The sequence below is a fragment of the Pseudonocardia sp. GCM10023141 genome, assembly GCF_042653605.1.
The window spans coordinates 15,483-37,019 of record NZ_JBHSIR010000029.1; the positions used below are offsets into that span (position 1 = coordinate 15,483).

The following is a 21,537-nucleotide window of genomic DNA, read 5'->3' on the forward strand; positions in this document are numbered from 1 at the left end:
GTCGATTCGCCCATGCCGCAGCGGGCGTCGCGCTCGTAGCGTCGCCGCATGCTCGCACTGCCGCCCCGACCCGCCGACCAGGAGGCCGACGGCGTCGCCGCATGGCAGCAGCCCGTCACGATCGACAGCTACCTGCCCGCGGCCCCCGACCGCTACCCGGCCTACCTCGACCGGCGCGTCTACCAGGGTTCGTCGGGCCGGGTGTACCCGTTGCCGTTCCACGACCGGATCAGCCCCACCAGCGCACCCGTCGCGTGGGCCGCGGTGCACCTGGAGAACCGCTGGCTGCGGGTGATGGTGCTGCCCGAGCTGGGCGGGCGGATCCACGTCGGCCACGACCGCACGTCGGGCTACGACTTCTTCTACCGCAACCCCGTGATCAAGCCGGCGCTCGTGGGGCTGGCGGGACCCTGGATCGCGGGCGGCGTCGAGTTCAACTGGCCCCAGCACCACCGGCCCGCGACGTTCCTGCCCACCGACGTCGAGATCGAGCACGAGGCCGACGGCGCGGTCACCGTGTGGTGCTCCGACCACGACCCGTTCACACGGATGAAGGGCATGCACGGCGTGCGGCTGCACCCCGACCGCGCCACGCTGGAGCTGCGGGTGCGGCTGTACAACCGCAGCGAGCTGACGCAGACGTTCCTGTGGTGGGCCAACGTCGCCGCCCGCGTGGACGAGCACTACCAGTCCTTCTTCCCCCGTGACGTGCGCGTGGTGGCCGATCACGCCAAGCGCGCGATCACCGCCTTCCCCGAGGCCGACCGGCACTACTACGGCGTCGACTACCCGGCCCGCCACGCCGGGGGCGGGGACCGCATCGACTTCTACCGCAACATCCCGGTGCCCACCTCCTACATGGGCGTCGGCAGCCGGGAGGGCTTCTTCGGCGGGTACGACCATCGCGCCCGGGCCGGTTTCGTGCACGTCGCCGACCGCCACGTCGCCGTCGGCAAGAAGCAGTGGACGTGGGGCGACGCCGCGTTCGGTCACGCCTGGGACCGCAACCTCAGCGACGACGGCGCCCACTACGTCGAGCTGATGGCGGGTGTCTTCACCGACAACCAGCCCGACTTCGCGTTCATCGCGCCCGGCGAGACGAAGGTGTTCTCGCAGGTCTGGTACCCGATCCAGGAGATCGGGCCGGTGCAGGCCGCCACCACCGACGCCGCGGTGAGCGTGGTCGACGGGCGGGTCGGCGTCGTGGTGACCGCCGAGCGACCCGGCTGCGTGCTGCGGATCGAGGAGGCCACCGGCTCGGTCACCGAGCTGACCGTCGACATCGCGCCCGGCCGTCCCCACGTGGTGACGCTCGCGGCCGACCCGGTGCGGGTGCAGCTCCGCCACGCCGGTGTCGAGCTGGTCAGCTGGGCCGCGGCGGTGCCCGCCGCCACCGGGGACGTGACGCCGGCCCGCGAGCCTGCCGCCCCCGCCGACGTCGCGACGGTGGAGGAGCTGGCGCTGATCGGCACCCACCTCGAGCAGTACCGCCACGCCACGCGCTCGCCGGAGCCGTACTGGCGGGAGGCGCTGCGCCGCGATCCCGGCAACGTCGCGGGCAACATCGGGCTTGCGACCCGGGCCTACCGCCGCGGCGATCTCGCCGGCGCGGAGGCCTTACTGCGCACCGCCGTCGGGCGGCTGACCGGCCACAACGCCCACCCGGCCGACACCACGGCGCTCTACCTGCTCGGGCTCGTGCTGGAGCGCCGGTGCCGCGTCGAGGAGGCCTACGACCGGTTCGCGGCGGCGTCATGGTCCCGGCCGTGGCGCGCGGCCGCGGGCTACCGGATGGCCCGCCTCGACGCCGCCGCGGGCCGCGACGCCGCCGCACTGGCCCGGCTGGCCGACGTGTTGCGCACCGAACCGGAGCACCTGCAGGCCAGGGCGCTGCAGGTGCTGGTGCTGCGGCGCACCGGAGCGGACGCCGACGCGCTCGCCCGCGCGACGCTGGCGCTCGACCCGCTGGACTGGTGGACCCGCGACCTGCTGGGCCTCCCGCTCACCTGTGACGCGCAGACCTGCCTCGACGTCGCGCTGGAGTACGCGGGGGCCGGTGACCTCGAGGCCGCGCTGCGGGTGCTCGACGTGGCCGCGGTCCGCGAGGCGCACCGGGTGATCGGCCAGACCGCTGCCGGTCCGGTCATCGCCTACCACCGCGCCGATCTGTTGCGCCGGCTCGGCCGCGCCGCACCCGTCGCACCCGCGGACAGCACGTGGTGCTTCCCGGCCCGCCTCGACGACGCGCTCGTGCTGGAGCGCGCCGTCGCCACCGACCCCGCCGACGCGCGTGCGCGGGCGTTGCTGGGCCACTGGCTCTACGCCGCGGACCGCCACGCCGACGCCGTCACCGCATGGCGAGCGAGCGCCGCGCTCGACCCGTCCGACCCGGTGGTGTGGCGCAACCTCGGCCTCGCCGCGCACAACGACGACGGCGACGCCGCGTCCGCGCGGCAGGCCTACGACCAGGCGCTCGAGGTGGCGGGGCCCGACGCGCGGCTGCTGTTCGAGAGCGACCAGCTCGACGCGCGCAGCGGGGTGGCACCGGAGGAGCGGATGGCGCGCCTGCTGCGGGCACGCGAGCTCGTCGAGTCCCGTGACGACGCCACCGTCGTGCTGGCCGACCTGCTGCTCACCGCCGGGCGCCGCGACGAGGCCCGCGCGCTGCTGCTGGGCCGCACGTTCCAGCCGTGGGAGGGCGGGGAGGGGGAGGTGCTGCGGGTCTGGGACCGGTTGTGTCGCCTCTCCGGCGACGCCGCCGCGGCGCTCGACCCGCCCGCGTCGCTCGGCGAGGCCCGCCACCCGCTCGCCAGCACCGCAGCGCTGCACCTGCTGCACGGCGACGGGCTGGCCGCAACGGGTGACCACGACGGCGCGGCCGCCGCGTGGGAGCGGGCCGCCACCCAGCAGGGGGACTTCCTCGCCATGAGCAGCAGCCCGTACTCGGAGGCCACGTACTCGTCGGTGCTCGCACTGCGCAGGCTCGGACGCGACGCCGGGCCACTCACCGAGGCGCTGCGGGCCTTCTGCGACGAGCTCGACGCCACGGCGGCGACCGTCGACTACTTCGCCACGTCGCTGCCGTCGATGCTGCTGTTCACCGTGGACCCGGCCCTGGCCCAGGCCCGCCGCGTGCAGTTCCTGCGCGCCCAGCTCGACGTGCTCGACGGCGACAACGAGAGCGCCGCCAAGCGGCTCGCGGCGCTGCTCGCCGAGGACCCCCACCACGTCGACGCCCTCGACCTGCGCGAGGCGATCCGATGAGACGCGGGTGCCCCGATCGCGTTTGCCCAGCCCTGTTCACCCTGACTGCGCCAACGTCGGCGCACTGGAGGTCGTCATGACGACATCGCTTTCCCGGCGCCGGTTCCTGATCGGCGCCGCAAGCCTCACGGCGCTGCCGCTGGTGGCGAGCTGCGTCGGCACCGGTGCCGACGCCGGTGGTGCGAGCGGCGCCGCCGCCAGCACGCTGACGCTGCAGTCGTCCATCCAGGACGCCGGGCCCAAGGCCGCGCTGCAGGCGTTGGTGGGGGAGTACAAGACCGGGCAGGTCACGCTCAACTCGGTGGCCACCGAGCAGTTCCGCGCCCAGCTCTCGACGTACCTGACGAGCGCCACCCCGCCGGACGTGCTGGCCTGGTACGCGGGGTCGGTCGCGAACTCCTACGCCGCGCAGAACCTGCTGCTCGACGTCTCGGAACTGTGGCAGCCCGGCGGGGCCTGCGCGAACTTCTCGCCGGCGCTCAAGGCGCTGTCCACCTCCAGCGACGGCAAGTCGATCTTCGTGCCCACCAACTACTACTGGTGGTCGATCTTCTACAAGAAGTCCGCGTTCGCGAAGTGGGGCGTCACGCCGCCCACCACGTGGGACGAGTTCATCAAGCTCTGCGACACGCTCAAGGCGCGCGGGGTGGTGCCGCTGACCAACGGCATCGGGCCGACGCCCTGGATGGCATCGGGCTGGTTCGACTACCTGAACCTGCGCATCAACGGCGCCACCTACCACCGCGAGCTGCTGGCCGGGAAGCGCTCCTTCGAGGACAAGCAGATCGCCGCCGTCCTGGAGCAGTACCGCCGCATCGTGCCGTACTTCCACCCCAACCAGACGTCCTGGGACGCGCAGCAGGCGGCCACACCGATGGTGAACGACGAGGCCGCGATGTACCTGGTGGGCGCGTTCGCCACCCAGTACTTCCCGAAGGAGCAGCAGGACGACCTGGACTTCTTCTCGGTGCCGACGATCGACCCTGCCGTACCCAGCGCGGAGGAGGCGCCCACCGACGGCTACTTCGCGGCCGCCGGCAGCAAGAACGCCGCCGGCGCGAAGGCGCTGCTGTCCTACCTGGCCTCGGCCCCGGCGCAGCAGGAGTTCATCCAGAAGTCGGGCGGGTCGAACATGCCGACCTCACCCGACGTCGACACGGCGTCGTTCAGCCCGCTGGTGAAGAAGGCCATCACGATGCTCAACAACACCAAGGAGATCACCCAGTTCTTCAACCGGGACTCCAGCGACGCGCTGCAGACCACGGCCGATGCGGCGCTGACGAAGTTCATCGCGAACCCGGCCGACATCGCAGGCACGCAGAAGGCGTGGCAGGCCGCCGCCAAGTCGGTCTTCTCGTCATGACCGCGGCCGGGGTGCGGCCGCGGGTGCAGCGGCCGGGGGCGCGGGCCCCGGACGGGCTCCCGGCGCCGCGGCGCCGGGGTGTGCTGGGCCGCGTCCCGGTGCTCGTCTGGCTGTTCCTCGCGGTGCCGCTGGCCGTCGAGGTCTTCTGGGTGTTCTGGCCGGCGTTCAACAGCTTCTCGCTGTCGTTCACCAGCTGGAAGGGGGTCGGGGCGGCCAAGCCGGTCGGGCTGGACAACTACACGAAGCTGTTCGCCGACCCGATCTTCGCGACGGCGCTGCGCAACAACGTCATCTGGGTGATCGGGTTCGGCGGCCTGTCGGTGGTGGGCGGGCTCGGGCTCGCCGTCGCGCTCAACCGCCCCGGTCGCGGCGTCGGCTTCTACCGCAGCGCGATCTACCTGCCGATGGTGATCTCGCTGGCCGTGACGGGCCTGTTCTGGCGCGTCATGTACCAGCCCGACGGGCCGATCGACGCCGGGCTGGGCGCGCTCGGGCTCGGGGCGTGGTCGCGGCAGTGGCTCGCCGATCCCGACATCGCGCTCTACGCCGTGCTCATCGCCGCGGTCTGGCGTCAGGTCGGCTACATCATGGTGCTGTACCTGGCCGGGCTCAAGGGCACCGATCCGACGCTGGAGGAGGCCGCGGCCGTCGACGGGGCGAACGCGTGGCAGCGGTTCTGGAAGATCGTGATGCCGCAGCTGCGCGGCGTGAACACGGTGGTCTTCGCCGTCACGGTGATCGACTCGCTGCGCACGTTCGACATCGTGTGGGCGATGACCCGCGGCGGGCCGTACAACATGACGCAGCTGCTCTCCACGTACATGTTCCAGCAGGGGTTCACGCTGGTGAACCTGGGCTACGGCTCCGCGATCGCCGTGGTGATCTTCCTGCTGGCGGTGGCGTTCATCATCACCTACCTCGTCCGCCAGTCCCGAGCGGAGGAGAGCTGACATGGCCGTGACACACGCCCGCAGGTCGCCGTGGTTCCACGTCGTCATGGTGCCGTTCACGCTGCTGTGGCTGGCGCCGATCATCTTCGTGGTGCTCGTGGCGGTCCGCAGCTTCGACGACATCGCCACGCGCGGGCTGGGCGCCTTCCCGGCGACCTTCTCCCTCGACGGCTTCGTCACGGCGCTCGTCGGCGGTCGCGTGGCTGCGTCGCTGGTCAACAGCGGGATCGTCACCGTGTTCGCGGTGCTCGGTTCGCTGGCGCTGGCGGCGATCGCGGCGTACGCGCTGTCGCGGTTCCGCGTCCCGCTGCGGCGGACGATCCTGCTGGTGATGCTCGCGGGCAACCTGCTACCGCCACAGATCCTGCTCATCCCGGTCTCGCGGATCACGCAGGAGCTGGGGATATACGACACCCTGTTCGCGCTGGTCGTGGTGCAGATCGGGTTCGGGCTGGGCTTCTACACGTTCGTGCTGCACGGGTTCATGCGGTCGCTGCCCACCGAGGTGTTCGAGGCCGCCGTGCTCGACGGTGCGGGTGCGGGCCGCACCTTCTGGAGCATCGTGCTGCCGCTGTGTCGCCCCGCGCTGGCCGCGCTCGCGGCGCTGGCGACCACCTGGATCTTCAACGACCTGATCTGGGCGATGACGGTGCTGCGCACGGAGACGAAGTTCCCGGTGACGGCGGCACTGCTCAACCTGCAGGGTGGTTTCTCCAGCTCGTGGAACGTCATCGCGTCCGGCTCGCTCGTGGCGGCGATCCCGACGGCGATCGTGTTCTTCGTGTTCCAGAAGCAGTTCGTCTCCGGGCTGCTGGTGGGGTCGAACAAATGACGTGGGAACTGCGGACCGCCCGGTCGGTCTACGTCGTCGGGGACGGGCTCGTGCTGCAGCACTGGGGCGATCCGGAGCACCCGCGCACGCTCGGCCCGGTGCGGCACTCCTCGTTCGAGACCGACGCCGACGTCACGCCGCTGGAGTTCGCCGCGGCCGGCACCAGGTTCGCGCAGACCAGCGAGCTGCTGGTGCCCGGCGGGTTGGCCCTGTCCGTGCTGGCCGTCGAGCGGGTGCCCGGCGGGTTGGTGGCGCGGCTGGCAGGCGACGGCGTCGAGGCCACGCTGCACTGGCGCACGTCTCGTGACCATGACGTCATCGAGCGCTGGGCCGTGGTCCGTGCGCTGCGCGACGTGACGCTGACCAGGGCGTTCGGCGCGGGCTGGAACGTGCCCGTCGGGCCGGGAGCCCGGGTCGGCGAGCTGGTGGGGGCCTGGTCGCGGGAGTTCACCCCGGTCGAGGTGGACCTGCCGGCCGGGCAGCTGTCGCTGGGCAGCCGCCAGGGCGTCACGTCGCACACGTACGCGCCGGTGGTGACGCTGCGCTCGCGCGACGGCTCGGGTGCGACCTACGGCGTCGCGCTGGCGTGGAGCGGGTCGTGGCGGCTGCAGGTGGACGCGGTGCCGTTCCGCGAGGTCGTGCGCGTCAGCGGCGGGATCGACGACGAGTCCACGGTGATCACCCTCGCGGCCGGGGAGGAGTTCGAGACGCCACGCCTGCTCGGCGTCTGGAGCGCGGACGGGCCGGCCGGGGTGGCGCGGGCGTGGCACGAGTACCAGAACGGCGCGCTGGTGCGGGCCGGGGACCGGCCGATCGTCTACAACTCCTGGTACGCCACCACGTTCGACGTCCGGGTGGAGCACCAGCTCGCGCTCGCCGACGTCGCCGCCGACATCGGCGCCGAGGTGTTCGTCGTCGACGACGGCTGGTTCCGCGGGCGCACCAGCGACCGGGCCGGGCTCGGCGACTGGTTCGTCGACACCGAGAGGTTCCCCGACGGCCTGGAGCCGCTGGTCAAGGGCGTGCTGGAGCGCGGGATGCGGTTCGGGCTGTGGGTGGAGCCCGAGGCCGTCAACCCCGACAGCGACCTGTACCGGGAGCATCCGGACTGGGTGCACCGGCCGCTGATCACGATGCGCAACCAGTACACGCTCGACCTGGGCCGTCCCGAGGTCGAGGCGTGGGCGGGCGACATGCTGCGGCGGCTGCTCACCGAGCACCCGATCAGCTACCTCAAGTGGGACATGAACCGCTCGATCACGCGCTGGCCGGTGGCCCACACGCGGGCCTACTACCGGCTGATGGCGTTGCTGCGCAAGGAGTTCCCGCACGTCACGGTGGAGGCGTGCGCGGGCGGTGGCGGCCGCGTCGACAACGCCGTGCTGGCACTGTCCGATGTGGTCTGGCCGTCGGACGAGACGGGCCCGCGCGACCGGCTCGCCATCCAGCACGGCTTCCTCTCGGCCTACCCGCCGTCGGTCATGAGCTCGTGGGTGACCGACGAGCCCGACCGGCTCGACACCGCCGCGACGAGCCTCGAGTTCCGGTTCCTCGTCGCGATGGCCGGGGTGCTGGGCATCGGTGCCGACCTGCTGGCCTGGGACGCGCCGACCCGCTCGCGGGCGCGCGAGCTCGTGGCGCTGTACCGGGAGGTCCGCGACGTCGTGCGGTCCGGCCTCGTCACGCGCCACGGGCAGCCCGGTGGCGCGCATTACGCCGTGCAGTACACGGGGGAGTCGCGGGTGGTGCTGCTGGTGTGGGCGCGGCCAGGTGCCGGTGCGGTGACGGTGCGCCCGGTCGGGCTCGACCCCGGCGGCAGCTACCGCGTGCACGGGAGGGACGTGAACGGCGGCACGCTCACCGTCGGCGGGGTGGACGTGCCGTTCGCGCTCGCCCCGGACTGCGACGTCGTCGTGCTGGAGCGCGTGCCGTGCAGTTGACCGTCGAGTTCGACGCGGCACACGGCGGCCGATGGACGTCGCTGCGTACCCCGGAGCGCGAGTGGTTGTGGCGCAACGCTTCCGCGGAGGCGGCGCGCCGGGCGGCCCGGCCGGGTGCGACGTTCGTCGACGCCGGGGGAGTGGAGGAGTGCTTCCCGACCGTCCGCGGGCTCCCCGACCACGGCGACGTGTGGTCGCGACCCTGGGGCGAGCGCCACGGCGACCTCCGGCTCGCGCGCCGGAACCGCGGCGGCGCGCCGCTCACCGTCGACTACACGGTGATGGGCCCGCCGCACACCCCGTTCGTCCACGCCGTGCACGCGCTGCTGGACGTCTCGCCGTCGGCGCGGCTGGAGGCGCCGGGCGCGACCACGGCGGTGCTGATCGACGAGGGCCGGACGGTGGACTGGCCGTCGGGGCTCGATCGGCTGGGCCCCGACGACGGCACGGCGGTGGCGGCGGTGCTGCCCGGCTGCGCGGCGGCGACGGTGCACGACGGCGCCGACACCCTGCAGCTGGCGTGGCGGGTGCTCGAGGGTGACGCGCCGTGCTCGCTGCTGCTGTGGCGCAACCTGGGCGGCTGGCCCGCAGGCGGCCCGTACCGCTCGATCGGGGTGGAGCCGATGGTGGGGACGGCCGCTGCGCTGGACGGGCCGGGGGAGCCGGCGTCGACGGGAGCCTCGGGCACGTTGCGCTGGGAGCTCACGATCGCGGCGGGGTGAGCGCGACCCCGACCCCTGCCATGAGCTAGGCCCGGCCGATCAGCTCGCTGGCACGGTCGGCGGCGGCGAGGGCAGTCCCGTTGCCCCGCCGGTGGCTCTCCAGCGCCACCTCCACGAACTTGATCGCGTGCTCGTCCGCCACCGCCACGGCGCGGTCGGTGACCGATTCGGGATCTTCCGGGGAGTGGGCGGGTGGCGCGGCCGGGTCGGCCGGCCGGTAGGCGGCCGAGATCGCCGCCGTCACGGCCCATGCCGTGTTGTAGGTGGGCTGCCACAGCTGCGTCGGCAGTGCCGGGATCACCAGTGCCGCCGCGCGGGGTGCGGTGGCGGCATGCACGAGCATCACCGGGTTGCCGTGCGCCCAGTGCAGGTACCGGTCGACGGCGGCGTCCACGAGCTCGTCGAGCGCGGCGGGCCCGGCCGCTGCGGGTGTCACCGGCCGCAGTGCCTGCGTGGCGCGCGGCCACTCCGTGGACGCGGCGACGCGAGCGAGCCGGGTGCGGGTTCCGCCGCCCTCCCCGATCCCCGCGGCCGGGATGTCGTCGAGCCGCTCGGCGGTGACCTCCTCGCGCAGCGCGCGCACGGCGTGTCCGGTGCGGATGAGGCCGTGCGTGGCCGAGGCGATCGCGCCCGGCAGCAGCCGGGGCCACCACGTCGCGAGCAGGGCCTCCCACGGCTCGGCGTGCACCGCGGTGGCGAAGAAGGCGAGCCAGTCCCCGAGCCGGGACGGGTCACCCAGCGGCTCCCGCCAGCCTGCCGCGTCGATCGCCCACCGCGGCGCGGGCTCCTCCTCCAGCCGCTGCGCGTAACCGTCGACCCACCGCGCGACCTCGCCCGCGCGGCCGATCCGGATCAGCGCGTCCGCGGCCATCGGCCCATGGTTGCTCAGCCAGCCGACGAACTCCGGGCCGGTGTGGTGCAGCCGGCCGTAGGCCTCGTCCAGAACGCTGTTGGCTGCCATGTTCCGATCCTCACCATTGAAGTTGACTCGAGGTCAAGTCAGCGCAGCGCCGGCCGGACCTCGGTGCCCAGCCGCGTGATCGTGTCCAGGTGTGGCTGTGCTCACCGGTGCCGTCGACCGTCAGCACGATGGTGTCGATGCCCGCGGCCACCCCGGCCAGCCGCTGACGGCACGGCTCGGGGGAGCCGACGGGGTGCAGGCGGCACAGCAGCGCCGCGTAGGCGTCCGGGTCGCGGGTGCGATGCGGTGCCCTGTCGGCACGCCGGTAGCCGGCCGGCCCCGGTCGCAACCACCGCGGCAGCCGGTCCTGCAGCAGCGCGACGGCCTCGGCGTCGGTGTCGGCCACGTGCGCGATCCCGACGCCGACGTGGCCGCCGACCGGGTGCCCGGCCACCGACTCGTGGTGCGCGATCGCCGCCGCCTTCTCCGCGTCGTCGGCATGCATGCCGAGTAGCAGCGGCAGCCCTCGGCGGGCGGCCAGCGCGACCGTGGCGTCGGACGTCGCCGCGACCACGACGCCGGGCCGCGGCCGGGTACGCGGCTGCGGCACGACCGCGAGGTCGGGGAACCCCGCAACGGCCTGCTCGCCCAGCGCGGCGAGCAGCACCTGCTCGGCCACGGCCACCGGGTGGTGATGGGGGAGCACGGTGACGGCGGTGCCGACCGTGACCCGCTTCGTCGCGCCGAGCAGGAAACCGGCGAGCGTCAGGGCCGACGGGCACACCCCGTAGGACAGGAAGTGGTGCTCGGCGACCCAGACCTCGTCGAACCCGGCCTCATCGGCAGCCACGGCCGTCGCCACCGTCGCATCCAGCACGGCGGTGTGCGTGGCGCCGGGGAACTGCGGGGACAGGAGGAACACCCCGAATCGCATGTCCGGCATCCTGCCGTGCCAGGCTCTCGGCCATGAGCGAGAGCCCCGAGACGGTGCCGGCGTTCCGGGTCCCGTGGCGCCGGTCCATGGTGGCGCGGGATCCCGGCCAGTCCCACCGCGCCTCCACCCCCCTGGAACTGCTGTTCGACCTGTGCTTCGTCGTCGCGATCTCCCAGGCCGCCGCGCAGCTCGCCCACGGCGTCGAGGCCGACCACATCGGCTCGGCGCTGCTTGGCTACGCGATGGTGTTCTTCGCGATCTGGTGGGCCTGGATGAACTTCACCTGGTTCGCCTCGGCCTACGACACCGACGACGTGCCCTACCGGCTGCTCACCCTGGTGCAGATGGCCGGTGTGCTGGTGCTCGCCGCCGGCGTGCCCGCCGCGCTCACCGAGTACGACTTCACCGTGGCCACGATCGGCTACGCGATCATGCGCGTCCCCATGGTCCTGCAGTGGCTGCGGGCGGCGCGCGAACACCCCGCCGGGCGGGCCTGCGCGCTGCGCTACGCGGGCGGTATCGCGGTGGTGCAGGTGCTGTGGCTGGTGCGCCTCGCGCTGCCGCACCCGCTCGACTACATCGCGTTCGGCGTGCTCGTGCTCGCGGAGATCGCGGTGCCGGTCTTCGCGGAGAGCCGGGGCGCCACCACGTGGCACCCGGAGCACATCGCCGAGCGCTACGGGCTGCTGACCCTGATCGTGCTGGGGGAGTGCGTGCTCGGCACCACCATCGCCTTCCAGTCGGGCATCACCGAGGCCGGCCTGTCGATCGACCTGATCATGCTCGCCATCGGTGGCCTGCTGCTGATCTTCGGGCTGTGGTGGACCTACTTCCTCGGTGGTGACGACGCCGGCCTCGTCTCCATGCGGGTGGCCCTGACCTGGGGATACGGTCACTACCTGGTGTTCGCCGCGATCGCGGCCCTCGGTGCTGGACTCGAGGTGGCCGTGCTGGCGAGCGAGCACCAGGCCCACCTCCCGCTCGCGGTCGCGGGCCTCGCCGTGGCCGTCCCGGTGGCGGTCTTCATGATCGTGATCAGCCAGCTTCGCCAGTTCACCTGGCCCGCCGGCTCGCTGAGCCACGGGCTGGTGACCGCGATGGCGGTGCTCGTGCTGGGCTGCGGAGCACTGGCCGAGGTCATCGGCATCGGATCTGCGGTGCTGGCCATGGGCGTGGTCCTCGGTGCACTGCTCGCCGTGTACCTGCGGCGGGCGGCGCGGCGCTGAGGATTGCGGCTGAAAGGCGCGCTCGCACACACCCTGGCGTGCCCGCACACACCCTGGAAGGTGTGTGCGGGGGTGCTCCGGTGTGTGCGAGCGTCGAGCTGGCCTACTCCGGCTCGTACGCCAGGTTCGGCCGCAGCCAGCGCTCCACCTCTGCCTGGTCGAGGCCGCGGCGGCGGGTGTAGTCCTCGATCTGGTCCTTGCCCAGCCGTCCGACGGTGAAGTACTTCGACTCCGGGTGGGCGAAGATCAGGCCGCTGACGGCGGCGGCGGGCGTCATCGCGAACGACTCGGTCAGCTCGATGCCGAGCGCGTCGGCGTCGAGCAGGTCGAACAGCTCCTGCTTGAGGCTGTGGTCGGGGCTCGCCGGGTACCCCAGCGCGGGGCGGATGCCGCGGAAGCGCTCCGCGTGCAGGTCGGCCAGGTCCGGCTCCGCGTCGGGCTCGAACCAGTTGCGCCGGGCCTCGAGGTGGATGTACTCGGCGAACGCCTCGGCGAGGCGGTCGGCCAGCGCCTTCACCATGATCGACCGGTAGTCGTCCTGCACCGCCTCGTAGGACGCCGCGAGCTTCTCCGCGCCCTGGATGGCGACGGCGAAGCCGCCGAGGTGATCACCGGCCGGCGCGACGTAGTCCGACAGGCAGCGGTTGGCGCGGCCCTCGGGCTTCTTGGTCTGCTGGCGCAGCATCGGGAAGCTGACGCCGCCCTCGAGCAGGATGTCGTCGCCCTCGGAGTGCGCGGGCCAGTAGCCGTAGGCGCCCTTCGCCTGGAACAGGTCCTCGGCGATGATCTTGTCCAGCAGGGTGTTGGCGTCGTCGAACAGCTCCCGCGCCACCGGCTGGTCCAGGATCGCCGGGTACTTGCCCTTGAGCTCCCACGCCAGGAACAGGAACTGCCAGTCGATCATGGCGCGCAGCTCGTCGAGCTCGGGTGTGACCACGCGCAGACCGGTGAAGGCCGGCACCGGCAGGCCGTCGAAGGAGACGCGCTCGAAGTTGGCGCGTGCCTGCTCCACGGTGAGCATCGGCTGGCGCTGCTTGTTGGCGTGCGCCACGCGCAGGCGCTCCTGGTCGGCGCGGTTGCTCGTGTCCAGTGCGTCGGCGCGGTCGTTGTCCATCAGGTCGGACACGACGCCGACGACGCGGGACGCGTCGAGCACGTGCACCGTGACCTGGTCGTAGGCCGGCGCGATGCGCACCGCCGTGTGCTGGCGCGACGTGGTGGCGCCGCCGATCAGCAGCGGCAGCTTCAGCCCGCGGCGCTGCATCTCCGCGGCGACGGTGACCATCTCGTCGAGCGACGGCGTGATGAGGCCGGACAGCCCGACGGCGTCGGCACCCTCGGCGACGGCCGTGTCGAGGATGACCGAGGCTGGCACCATGACCCCGAGGTCGATGACCTCGTAGTTGTTGCAGCCCAGCACCACGCCCACGATGTTCTTGCCGATGTCGTGGACGTCGCCCTTGACGGTGGCCAGCACGACCTTGCCCTGCCCGCGGCTGACCTCCTCGCGGCCCTCCTGGCGGGCCAGTTCCTTCTCGGCCTCCATGAACGGCTCGAGGTAGGCCACCGAACGCTTCATCACGCGCGCGCTCTTGACCACCTGCGGCAGGAACATCTTGCCGGAGCCGAACAGGTCGCCGACGATCTTCATGCCGTCCATCAGCGGGCCCTCGATCACCTCGAGTGGCCGCGCCCTCGTGAGGCGGGCCTCCTCGGTGTCCTCCACGATGAAGTCGACGATGCCGTGCACGAGCGCGTGCGAGAGCCGCTGCTCGACGGGCGCGTCGCGCCAGGCCAGGTCGACGACGCGCTGGGTGCCCGAGCCGTTCACGGTCTCGGCGAACGTGACGAGCCGGTCGGTGGCGTCCTCGCGCCGGTCGAACAGCACGTCCTCGACGAGTTCGAGCAGATCGGCGGGGATGTCCTGGTAGACGGCCAGCTGCCCGGCGTTGACGATGCCCATGTCGAGCCCGGCCGTGACGGCGTAGTAGAGGAACGCCGAGTGCATGGCCTCGCGCACCACGTTGTTGCCGCGGAAGGAGAACGACAGGTTCGAGATGCCGCCGCTGATCCGGACGCCCGGGCAGCGCTGCTTGATCAGCGGCAGCGCCTCCAGGAAGGACTTGCCGTAGCCGTTGTGCTCGCTGATGCCCGTGGCGATGGCCAGGACGTTGGGGTCGAAGATGATGTCCTCGGCGGGGAAGCCGATGCCGACGAGCAGGTCGTAGGCGCGGCCGCAGATCGACACCTTGCGCTCGGTGGTGTCGGCCTGGCCCTTCTCGTCGAAGGCCATGACGACGACGCCTGCGCCGTAGTCACGGACGATCCGGGCCTTCTCCAGGAAGGGCTCCTCGCCCTCCTTGAGGCTGATCGAGTTGACCACGCCCTTGCCCTGCACGCACTTGAGCCCGGCCTCGAGCACGGTCCACTTGGAGCTGTCGATCATGATCGGGATGCGGGCGACCTCGGGCTCGGTGGCGATGAGGTTGAGGAAGGTGGTCATCGCCTCCTCGCTGTCGAGCAGGTCGGCGTCCATGTTGACGTCGAGCAGGTTGGCGCCGCCGCGCACCTGCTCGAGCGCGACGTCGACGGCGCCCTGGGCGTCGCCGCCCTCGATCAGGCGCCGGAACCGGGCCGAGCCGGTGACGTTGGTGCGCTCGCCGATCATGACGAAGCCGGTGTCGGCGCCGATCTCGAACGGCTCGAGTCCGCTGTAGCGCGTGCGGTGCGGCGCCGCGGGCACCGTGCGGGTCGGCAGATCGGCAACGGCGGCCGCGATGCGAGCGATGTGCGCCGGGCCCGTGCCGCAGCAGCCACCGACGATGTTGACCAGCCCGGACGCGGCGAACTCGCCGAGCAGCTCGGCGGTCTCCTCCGGCGTCTCGTCGTAGCCGCCGAAGGCGTTGGGCAGGCCGGCGTTGGGGTGGCTGGCCACGTAGGTGTCGGCGAAGCGCGCCAGCTCGGCCACGTGCGGGCGCATCTCGGCGCCACCCAGCGAGCAGTTGACGCCGACGACGAGCGGGCGGGCGTGCTCGATCGAGCTCCAGAAGGCCTCGACGGTCTGCCCGGACAGCGTGCGGCCCGAGAGGTCGACGATCGTCACGGAGATCCACAGCGGCAGGTCGGGAGCGACGTCGCGCGCAGCGGCGATGGCGGCCTTGGCGTTGAGGGTGTCGAAGATCGTCTCGATGAGCAGCAGGTCGACGCCACCCTCGGCGAGCGCGGCGATCTGCTCGGCGTACGCGGCCCGGACCTGGTCGAACGTGACGGCGCGGTAGGAGGGGTCCTCCACCCTGGGCGAGAGCGACAGCGTGACGTTGAGCGGGCCGATCGACCCGGCGACGAAGCGCGGCCGATCCGGCGCGGCGAACTCGTCGGCGGCCTCGCGGGCGAGCCGGGCGCCCGCCAGGTTCATCTCGCGCACCCGCGACTCGAGGCCGTAGTCGGCCTGGCCGATGCTGGTGGCGGTGAACGTGTTGGTGGTGGTGATGTCGGCGCCCGCCGCCAGGTACTGCCGGTGGACGTCGAGGATCACGTCGGGCCGCGTCAGGTTCAGCAGGTCGGGATCGCCGGTGACGTCATGGGTGTGGGAACCGAACTGATCGCCGCGGTAGTCGTCCGGGGTGAGGCCGGCGCCTTGCAGCATCGTTCCCCACGCGCCGTCGAGCACCGCGACCCGCTGGTTGAGAAGCGCTCGTAGCGCCGACTCGGACGAACTCACCTGGCAACCTCCCGGGAAGGGAGGCGCCCTTACAGTGATGCGTGCGAGCCGAGCGTGGCGGGCAGCAGCCCGTCGCAGCGCCTCTCGACTCTTCCGGGAGACGATACCGCCTACCCCATCCGGCGTGCTCCCCCTACGTGATTCCCGCCACGACAGGAATTCGATGCCGCCGCGCTGTGCTGCGGCGTTGACGCCACCGGGTCGAGGCCAGAGGCTGACGCCCATGGGCCTGATGCAGCCAGTCGACGCGATGTTCCTCATCGGCGAGTCCCGGGAGCACCCGATGCACGTCGGGGGCCTGCAGCTGTTCGAGCTGCCGCCCGGAGCCGGCCCGGACCATGTGAGCAACCTCTACCAGGAGCTGCTGGGCTTCACCGATCTCCGGCCACTGATGCGCAGCCGCCCGGCCACGCCGGTGAGCAGCCTCGGCCAGATCGCGTGGGCCGACGACGCCGCGGTCGACCTCGAGTACCACGTGCGGCTCTCGGCGCTGCCGCGACCGGGCCGGGTCCGGGAGCTGCTGGAGCTGACCTCCCGCATGCACGGCACGCTGCTGGACCGCCACCGGCCGCTGTGGGAGTTCCACCTCATCGAGGGCCTGCAGGACGGCCGCTTCGCCACCTACATGAAGGTGCACCACGCACTCGTCGACGGCGTCTCGGCCACCCGGATGCTGATCAAGTCGCTGTCCGAGACGCCGGACGGGCCGGTCGTGCCGCTGTGGGCGAAGCTCCCGGAGTCCACCGGCGCCAACGGCAGTGGCGCGTCGATAGACCCGCTGGGCATGATCCGCTCGGCGGTCGGTGCCGTCGGCGACATCGCGGGCACCCTTCCGGTGCTGGCCAAGCTCGCGGTCGGCACGCTGCGCTCGCAGTCCGACGCGCTGCCCGTCCCGGCGCCGCGCACCATCCTCAACGGCCCGATCACCGGTGCCCGGCGCTTCGCGGCGCAGCCGTGGCCGATCGACCGGCTCAAGGCGGCGGGCGCCGCGGCGGGGGCCACGCTCAACGACGTGGTGCTGGCGATGTGCGCGGGGGCGCTGCGCCGCTACCTCGAGGAGCAGGGCGCGCTGCCCGACAAGCCGCTCGTCGCCGCCGTTCCGGTGTCGTTGCGGGCGGCGGGCAGCACCGCGGCCGGCGGTAACGAGGTGGGCATCGTGCTGTGCAGCCTCGCCACCGACATCGCGGACCCGCACGACCGGCTGCAGGAGATCCGCGCGTCGATGAACCGGGCCAAGGCCGTGATGGCGGGCCAGACGCCGCTGCAGATCCAGGCCATGACCGGGATGCTGCTGGGCCTGCCGACGATGCTGAACATGGTGCCGGGTCTCGCCGGCGTCGTCTCGATGTTCAACCTGATCATCTCGAACGTCCCGGGCTCCCGCACCCCGCTGTACTGGAACGGCGCGAAGCTGCAGGGCACCTACCCGGTCTCCATCCCGTTCGAGGGCCAGGCCCTCAACATCACCGTCACCAGCTACAACGGCGCCATGCAGTTCGGTCTCACCGGCTGCCGGCGCAACGTCCCGCACCTGCAGCGGATGCTGACCCACCTGGAGGACAGCCTCGCCGAGCTCGATCCCCGGGGGTAGCGGACCCCCGCCGCAGATGGGGGTATGCCCCATGGGACGCGCCCCGCCCGCCCCCTAACGTCACTCCCGACCGGTGATCACCGGTCGGGGGTCGGAGCGGGATGAGGGATTGCGGTGCGTCAGTCGGTTCGGCTGGGAGCAGTTGTGGCGGCCACGGCGATCGGGGTGGCCGGGCTCGGCGCCTGCGGGCTGCGCAAGGCCGAGTTCAGCGACGACGCCACGCTGTCGCAGCAGATCACGGCCGTGCGCGTCACCGGGGACTCGGGGGACGTCACCGTGCGCGGCGGCACCGGACCGGCCACCGTGCACCGCGTCGTCAGCTACAGCGGGGAGAAGCCCGGCGCCACCCAGCGGGTGGAGGGCGGCGTGCTGGTGCTCGAGGACTGCACCGGGAACTGCTCGGTGGACTACACGATCACCGTCCCGACCGGCACCCCGATCAACGGGAAGATCTCGAGCGGCTCCTACGCGCTGACGGGGCTGGGCGCCGTCGACGTCACGTCGGACTCCGGCGACATCACGATGGACGGCATCACCGGCCCGGTGCGCGCCAACGCCGACTCCGGCACGATCGACGGCCGGTCGCTGCGCGGGGGCCGGGTCGACGCGACGGCCGACAGCGGTGATGTCCGGCTGGCACTGACCACGCCGCAGGACGTGACGGCGAACGCCGGCAGCGGCAGCATCACGGTCACCGTGCCGGCCGGTTCTTCCTACCCTGCTGATTCCTACAACGTCTCGGCCGTCACCGACAGCGGCACCGCCACCGTCCGGATCGCCAACGACCCGGCCGGCGCGCACCGTCTCGACCTGCGTTCCGACAGTGGTGACGTCACGGTCCAGCCGGGCTGAGAGCTGTTCCGGCGGGCTCTCGGATTGCAGGAAAGCCACTTTCCCGCAACGTGGTTGCGGCAAAGTGGCTTTCCTGCAACGGGGCCGGCGCGGGGCCGCCCCACTCAGATGTGCGGCTTCACGTCGTTGGTGTAGATCTTCTCGAGCGCGGTCTTGAGCGCCGTCAGCTCGGTCTTGGGGTCCTTCTGCTGCGTCAGGATGTTGGCGCAGGCCTTGGCCATCTCCTGGTCACCGCCGGGGAAGAACACGCGGGCCCGGTCCTGGACGCGCGTGACGGCGAGCTGGTCGATCGCGATCTTGCTCAGCGGCGACTTCGCCTCCAGCGCCGTGACGTCGGCCGACTTGCGCACCGGCATGTACCCGGTGGCACCCGCGAACGTCACGGTGTTCTCCGGCGAGGTCAGGAACTTCAGGAACGTGGCCGCGGCGAACTGCCGCTCCTTCGTGATCGACTTCGGGATGCCGATGCCGGCTCCACCGGTCGGGCACACCGGCGAGCTCGTCGCGGGCCCGCCCGGCAGGAAGCCGGCGCCGACGTCGAACTTGGCGGCCTTGAGGATGCCGACCAGGCTGCCCGTCGAGCTGACGGTGGCGCTGACCGCGCCCGCGGACAGGTCGTTGGCGGAGTCGACGCTCGCCACGCCCGCCCACTTGCCCTTGTACGCCGCGTCCTGCAGGTACTGCATCGCGGCCACGGCCTCGGGAGCGTCACAGGTGACGTCGAAGTCCTTGCTCCAGCCGCCGCCGTAGCCCCACAGCAGGTTCTGGAAGCTCCAGCCCGCGTACCCGGCCAGCGCGGGCATCTGGAACGCGTGCTGCACACCCGGCACCGCGGACTGCAGCTTGGGAGCCCAGTCGGCGAACTCCTCCCACGTCTTGGGGGTGCGGTCGGGCAGGCCGGCGGCGGCCCAGTGGGCCTTGTTGTAGTAGAACAGCGGCGTCGAACGGGCCCACGGGATCGCCCACTGCGCGTTGTTGTACTGGTAGTCGGCCAGCAGCTGGTCGCGGTAGTCGCCGGTCTCGATGCCGACGGCCTTGATCGCCGAGTCCAGCGGGATGATCGAGCCGAGCATGTAGTAGCGGAACCACCACACGTCCGACAAGACGATGAGGTCCGGCACCGAGCCGCCGGTCTGCGCGGTCTGGAACTTCTGCGCGATCTCCTCGTAGTCCTTGCCCGCGGTGACGAGCGTGACCTTGGTGTCCTTCTGCGAGGCGTTGAAGGCGTCGACGATCTGCTGCGACACCGCCTGCGATCCGCCGGGGTTGTTGGACCACCAGGTGATCTCGGGTGCCGGCTTGACGCCGGAGAAGTCGATCTGGGCCGGTCCGGCGGCCGGGCCGGTGGCGCCGGACGTGGACGGGCCGCCGCACGCGGCCGCTGCGGCGGTGAGACCGACGGCGCCGGCGATGCGCAGGAAACCGCGTCGATCGAAGGGCTGGTGTACTGCCGACATGGAACGTCCTTCTGGTGGTGGAGGGGGGTGGTTCAGTCCTTGACCGCGCCCTGCGTGAGGCCGGCGATGATGTAGCGCTGCAGCGCCGTGAAGACGATGAGCACCGGGATGATCACGGCCACCGAGCCGGCCATCAGCACGCCGAACGCCGAGAGCTTGCTCTCGCTGTTCGACAGCAGCGTCAACCCGACCGGGAGCGTCATCATGTTCGGGTCGGAGACGATGACGAGCGGCCAGAGGTAGTCGTTCCACTCGAAGACGATGCTCACCAGCGCGACGGTGACGATGCTGGGCATCGAGATCGGGATGACGATGCGGGTGAGCCGCCGCCAGTGCCCGGCCCCGTCGATCTCGGCGGCCTCCATGATCGACTGCGGCAGCGTCATGAACTGCTGGCGCAGCAGGAACGTCCCGAAGCCCGTGCCCAACCCGGGCAGGATGATGCCCCAGTAGGTGTCGGCCCCGCCGAGCCCGGTGATGAACAGGTAGTTCGGCAGCAGTGACACCTGCGGCGGCACCATCAGCGTGGCGAGGATGCCGGCGAACACCAGGCTCTTGAACGGGAACCGCACGAAGACCAGCGCGTACGCCGTCATGATCGCGAGCGCGACCTTGATCGCGGCCCCGACCACCGTGACGATCGTCGAGTTGAGGAACAGCCTGCCGAAGGGCACCTCGTCGGCGGCCTGGATGTAGTTCGTGGGCGCGAGGCTGCGCGGCAGGAACGACAGGTCCGTCGTGAGGATCTCGCTGGTCGTCTTGAACGACGCGAGCACCATCCACAGCAGCGGGAGCACCACCACGGCGGTGGCGATCAGCAGCGGCACGTAGGACGCCACGGCGGCGGCCCACAGGTTGCGCGGGGCCAGCGGGTGCGCGGGTGGCGGCGCCGCGGGCGGGGCGGGGGGCGGGGTCGTGATCGAGGTGGTCACCGGTAGTGCACCCGCCGTTCCAGCAAGAGGATCTGCACCAGGGTGAAGATGACCAGCACCCCGAACAGCACCGTCGAGACCGTCGCGGAGTAGCCCGCCCGGTTGTAGCCGCCGAACGCCTGCAGGTACGCCTCGTAGATCAGCGTGTTGGTGCCCTGCCCCAGCGGCGTCATGATCCGGATGATGTCGAACGCCTGCAGCGAGTTGAGTACGCTCGTGACCAGCAGGAAGAACGTGGTCGGCGACAGCAGCGGCAGCACGACCGAGCGGAACGTGCGGAACCTCCCGGCCCCGTCGAGCGCGGCGGCCTCGAGCAGGTCCTGCGGGATGGACTGCAGGCCGGCCAGGTAGATCACCGCCGCGTAGCCCATGTTCTTCCACACGTAGACGATGATCACCATCACGAGCGCGAGCTGCGGGTTGTTGAACCACTCCGGGCTCGCCACGCCGATCGAGCGCAGCACGCCGCCGAGGATGCCGACCGTCGGGTCGAAGATGAACGTCCAGATCAGGCCGACGCCGACGCCCGAGAGGACGAACGGCGAGAACACCGCGGCCCTCGCGAACCCGATGCCGCGCATCCGGCGGTTGAGCGCCAGCGCGATCAGCAGCCCGAGGATCATCGACCCGCCGACGGTGGCGACGGTGAAGACCGCCGTGACCCGCGCGATCTCGGCCGTGCCGGGTGAGGTGAAGAACTCGACGTAGTTGCCGAGGCCGATCGGGATGGCCGATGCGGCGCCGAGGGTCCAGTTGAGCGTCGAGTAATAGAGGTTGGTGAGGACCGGCCGGTAGGTGAACGCGACGATCAGCAGGACGTTCGGCGCCGCGAGGGCGAGGAACACCAGGAAG

General features: G+C 71.8%; 15 protein-coding genes. 9 read left to right on the forward strand and 6 right to left on the reverse strand.

Translation table 11 applies throughout. The features are described from left to right. The first annotated feature begins 48 nt into the window (after nucleotides 1-48). From ACFPFQ_RS17590 to ACFPFQ_RS17615, 6 genes are all read left to right on the forward strand, one after another. A complete protein-coding gene (locus tag ACFPFQ_RS17590) occupies nucleotides 49-3,264 on the forward strand; it encodes a DUF5107 domain-containing protein (protein ID WP_379620043.1) in 3,216 nt (1,071 codons plus the stop codon). Between the two features lie 76 nt (nucleotides 3,265-3,340). Then, on the forward strand, nucleotides 3,341-4,627 hold the full coding sequence (locus tag ACFPFQ_RS17595; RefSeq protein ID WP_379620045.1) for an ABC transporter substrate-binding protein: 1,287 nt from the start codon (nucleotides 3,341-3,343) through the stop codon (nucleotides 4,625-4,627). Continuing rightward, nucleotides 4,624-5,577, forward strand: coding sequence for a carbohydrate ABC transporter permease (locus tag ACFPFQ_RS17600; RefSeq protein ID WP_379620047.1), 954 nt, complete (start codon nucleotides 4,624-4,626; stop codon nucleotides 5,575-5,577). Before ACFPFQ_RS17595 ends, ACFPFQ_RS17600 begins: the two co-directional genes overlap by 4 nt. Nucleotide 5,578: 1 nt before the next feature. Continuing rightward, complete coding sequence (locus ACFPFQ_RS17605; protein WP_379620049.1) at nucleotides 5,579-6,409, forward strand: carbohydrate ABC transporter permease; 831 nt, start codon at nucleotides 5,579-5,581, stop codon at nucleotides 6,407-6,409. Beyond that, on the forward strand, nucleotides 6,406-8,349 hold the full coding sequence (locus ACFPFQ_RS17610; RefSeq protein ID WP_379620051.1) for an alpha-galactosidase: 1,944 nt from the start codon (nucleotides 6,406-6,408) through the stop codon (nucleotides 8,347-8,349). The genes ACFPFQ_RS17605 and ACFPFQ_RS17610 overlap by 4 nt, the downstream gene beginning before the upstream one ends. Next, the gene (locus ACFPFQ_RS17615; RefSeq protein WP_379620053.1) at nucleotides 8,340-9,071 is read left to right on the forward strand and encodes a hypothetical protein; all 732 of its coding nucleotides are present in this window, start codon (nucleotides 8,340-8,342) and stop codon (nucleotides 9,069-9,071) included. The genes ACFPFQ_RS17610 and ACFPFQ_RS17615 overlap by 10 nt, the downstream gene beginning before the upstream one ends. A gap of 25 nt (nucleotides 9,072-9,096) precedes the next feature. Here ACFPFQ_RS17615 and ACFPFQ_RS17620 read toward each other — a convergent pair whose 3' ends face one another. Both ACFPFQ_RS17620 and ACFPFQ_RS17625 read right to left on the reverse strand, forming a co-directional pair. Beyond that, on the reverse strand, nucleotides 9,097-10,032 hold the full coding sequence (locus tag ACFPFQ_RS17620; RefSeq protein WP_379620055.1) for a hypothetical protein: 936 nt from the start codon (nucleotides 10,030-10,032) through the stop codon (nucleotides 9,097-9,099). Between the two features lie 10 nt (nucleotides 10,033-10,042). After that, nucleotides 10,043-10,906, reverse strand: a complete 864-nt coding sequence (locus ACFPFQ_RS17625) for an LLM class flavin-dependent oxidoreductase (RefSeq protein WP_379620057.1) — start codon at nucleotides 10,904-10,906, stop codon at nucleotides 10,043-10,045. Between the two features lie 32 nt (nucleotides 10,907-10,938). Between ACFPFQ_RS17625 and ACFPFQ_RS17630 the strand changes: the two genes are divergently transcribed. Beyond that, complete coding sequence (locus ACFPFQ_RS17630; protein WP_379620059.1) at nucleotides 10,939-12,132, forward strand: low temperature requirement protein A; 1,194 nt, start codon at nucleotides 10,939-10,941, stop codon at nucleotides 12,130-12,132. Nucleotides 12,133-12,235: 103 nt separating this feature from the next. Here ACFPFQ_RS17630 and metH read toward each other — a convergent pair whose 3' ends face one another. Then, nucleotides 12,236-15,853, reverse strand: coding sequence for a methionine synthase (metH, locus tag ACFPFQ_RS17635; RefSeq protein ID WP_379620061.1), 3,618 nt, complete (start codon nucleotides 15,851-15,853; stop codon nucleotides 12,236-12,238). A 223-nt stretch (nucleotides 15,854-16,076) separates the two neighbouring features. On the opposite strand from metH, the gene ACFPFQ_RS17640 reads away from it, so the two are divergent. Continuing rightward, nucleotides 16,077-17,444, forward strand: a complete 1,368-nt coding sequence (locus ACFPFQ_RS17640; protein WP_379620063.1) for a WS/DGAT/MGAT family O-acyltransferase — start codon at nucleotides 16,077-16,079, stop codon at nucleotides 17,442-17,444. A gap of 144 nt (nucleotides 17,445-17,588) precedes the next feature. After that, entirely contained in the window at nucleotides 17,589-18,296 is a 708-nt protein-coding gene (locus ACFPFQ_RS17645) for a DUF4097 family beta strand repeat-containing protein (RefSeq protein ID WP_379620065.1), read from the forward strand. Nucleotides 18,297-18,400: 104 nt separating this feature from the next. On the opposite strand, the gene ACFPFQ_RS17650 is transcribed toward ACFPFQ_RS17645, so the two are convergent. Genes ACFPFQ_RS17650 through ACFPFQ_RS17660 form a run of 3 tightly spaced genes read right to left on the reverse strand, consistent with a single transcriptional unit; the run spans nucleotide 18,401 to nucleotide 21,530 of the window. Next, entirely contained in the window at nucleotides 18,401-19,753 is a 1,353-nt protein-coding gene (locus tag ACFPFQ_RS17650) for an ABC transporter substrate-binding protein (RefSeq protein WP_379620067.1), read from the reverse strand. 32 nt (nucleotides 19,754-19,785) lie between these two features. Then, nucleotides 19,786-20,685: a carbohydrate ABC transporter permease gene (locus ACFPFQ_RS17655; protein WP_379620069.1), complete on the reverse strand. Its 900-nt coding sequence runs from the start codon at nucleotides 20,683-20,685 to the stop codon at nucleotides 19,786-19,788. Beyond that, a complete protein-coding gene (locus tag ACFPFQ_RS17660) occupies nucleotides 20,682-21,530 on the reverse strand; it encodes a carbohydrate ABC transporter permease (protein WP_379620071.1) in 849 nt (282 codons plus the stop codon). Before ACFPFQ_RS17660 ends, ACFPFQ_RS17655 begins: the two co-directional genes overlap by 4 nt. Between the last annotated feature and the right edge of the window lie 7 nt (nucleotides 21,531-21,537).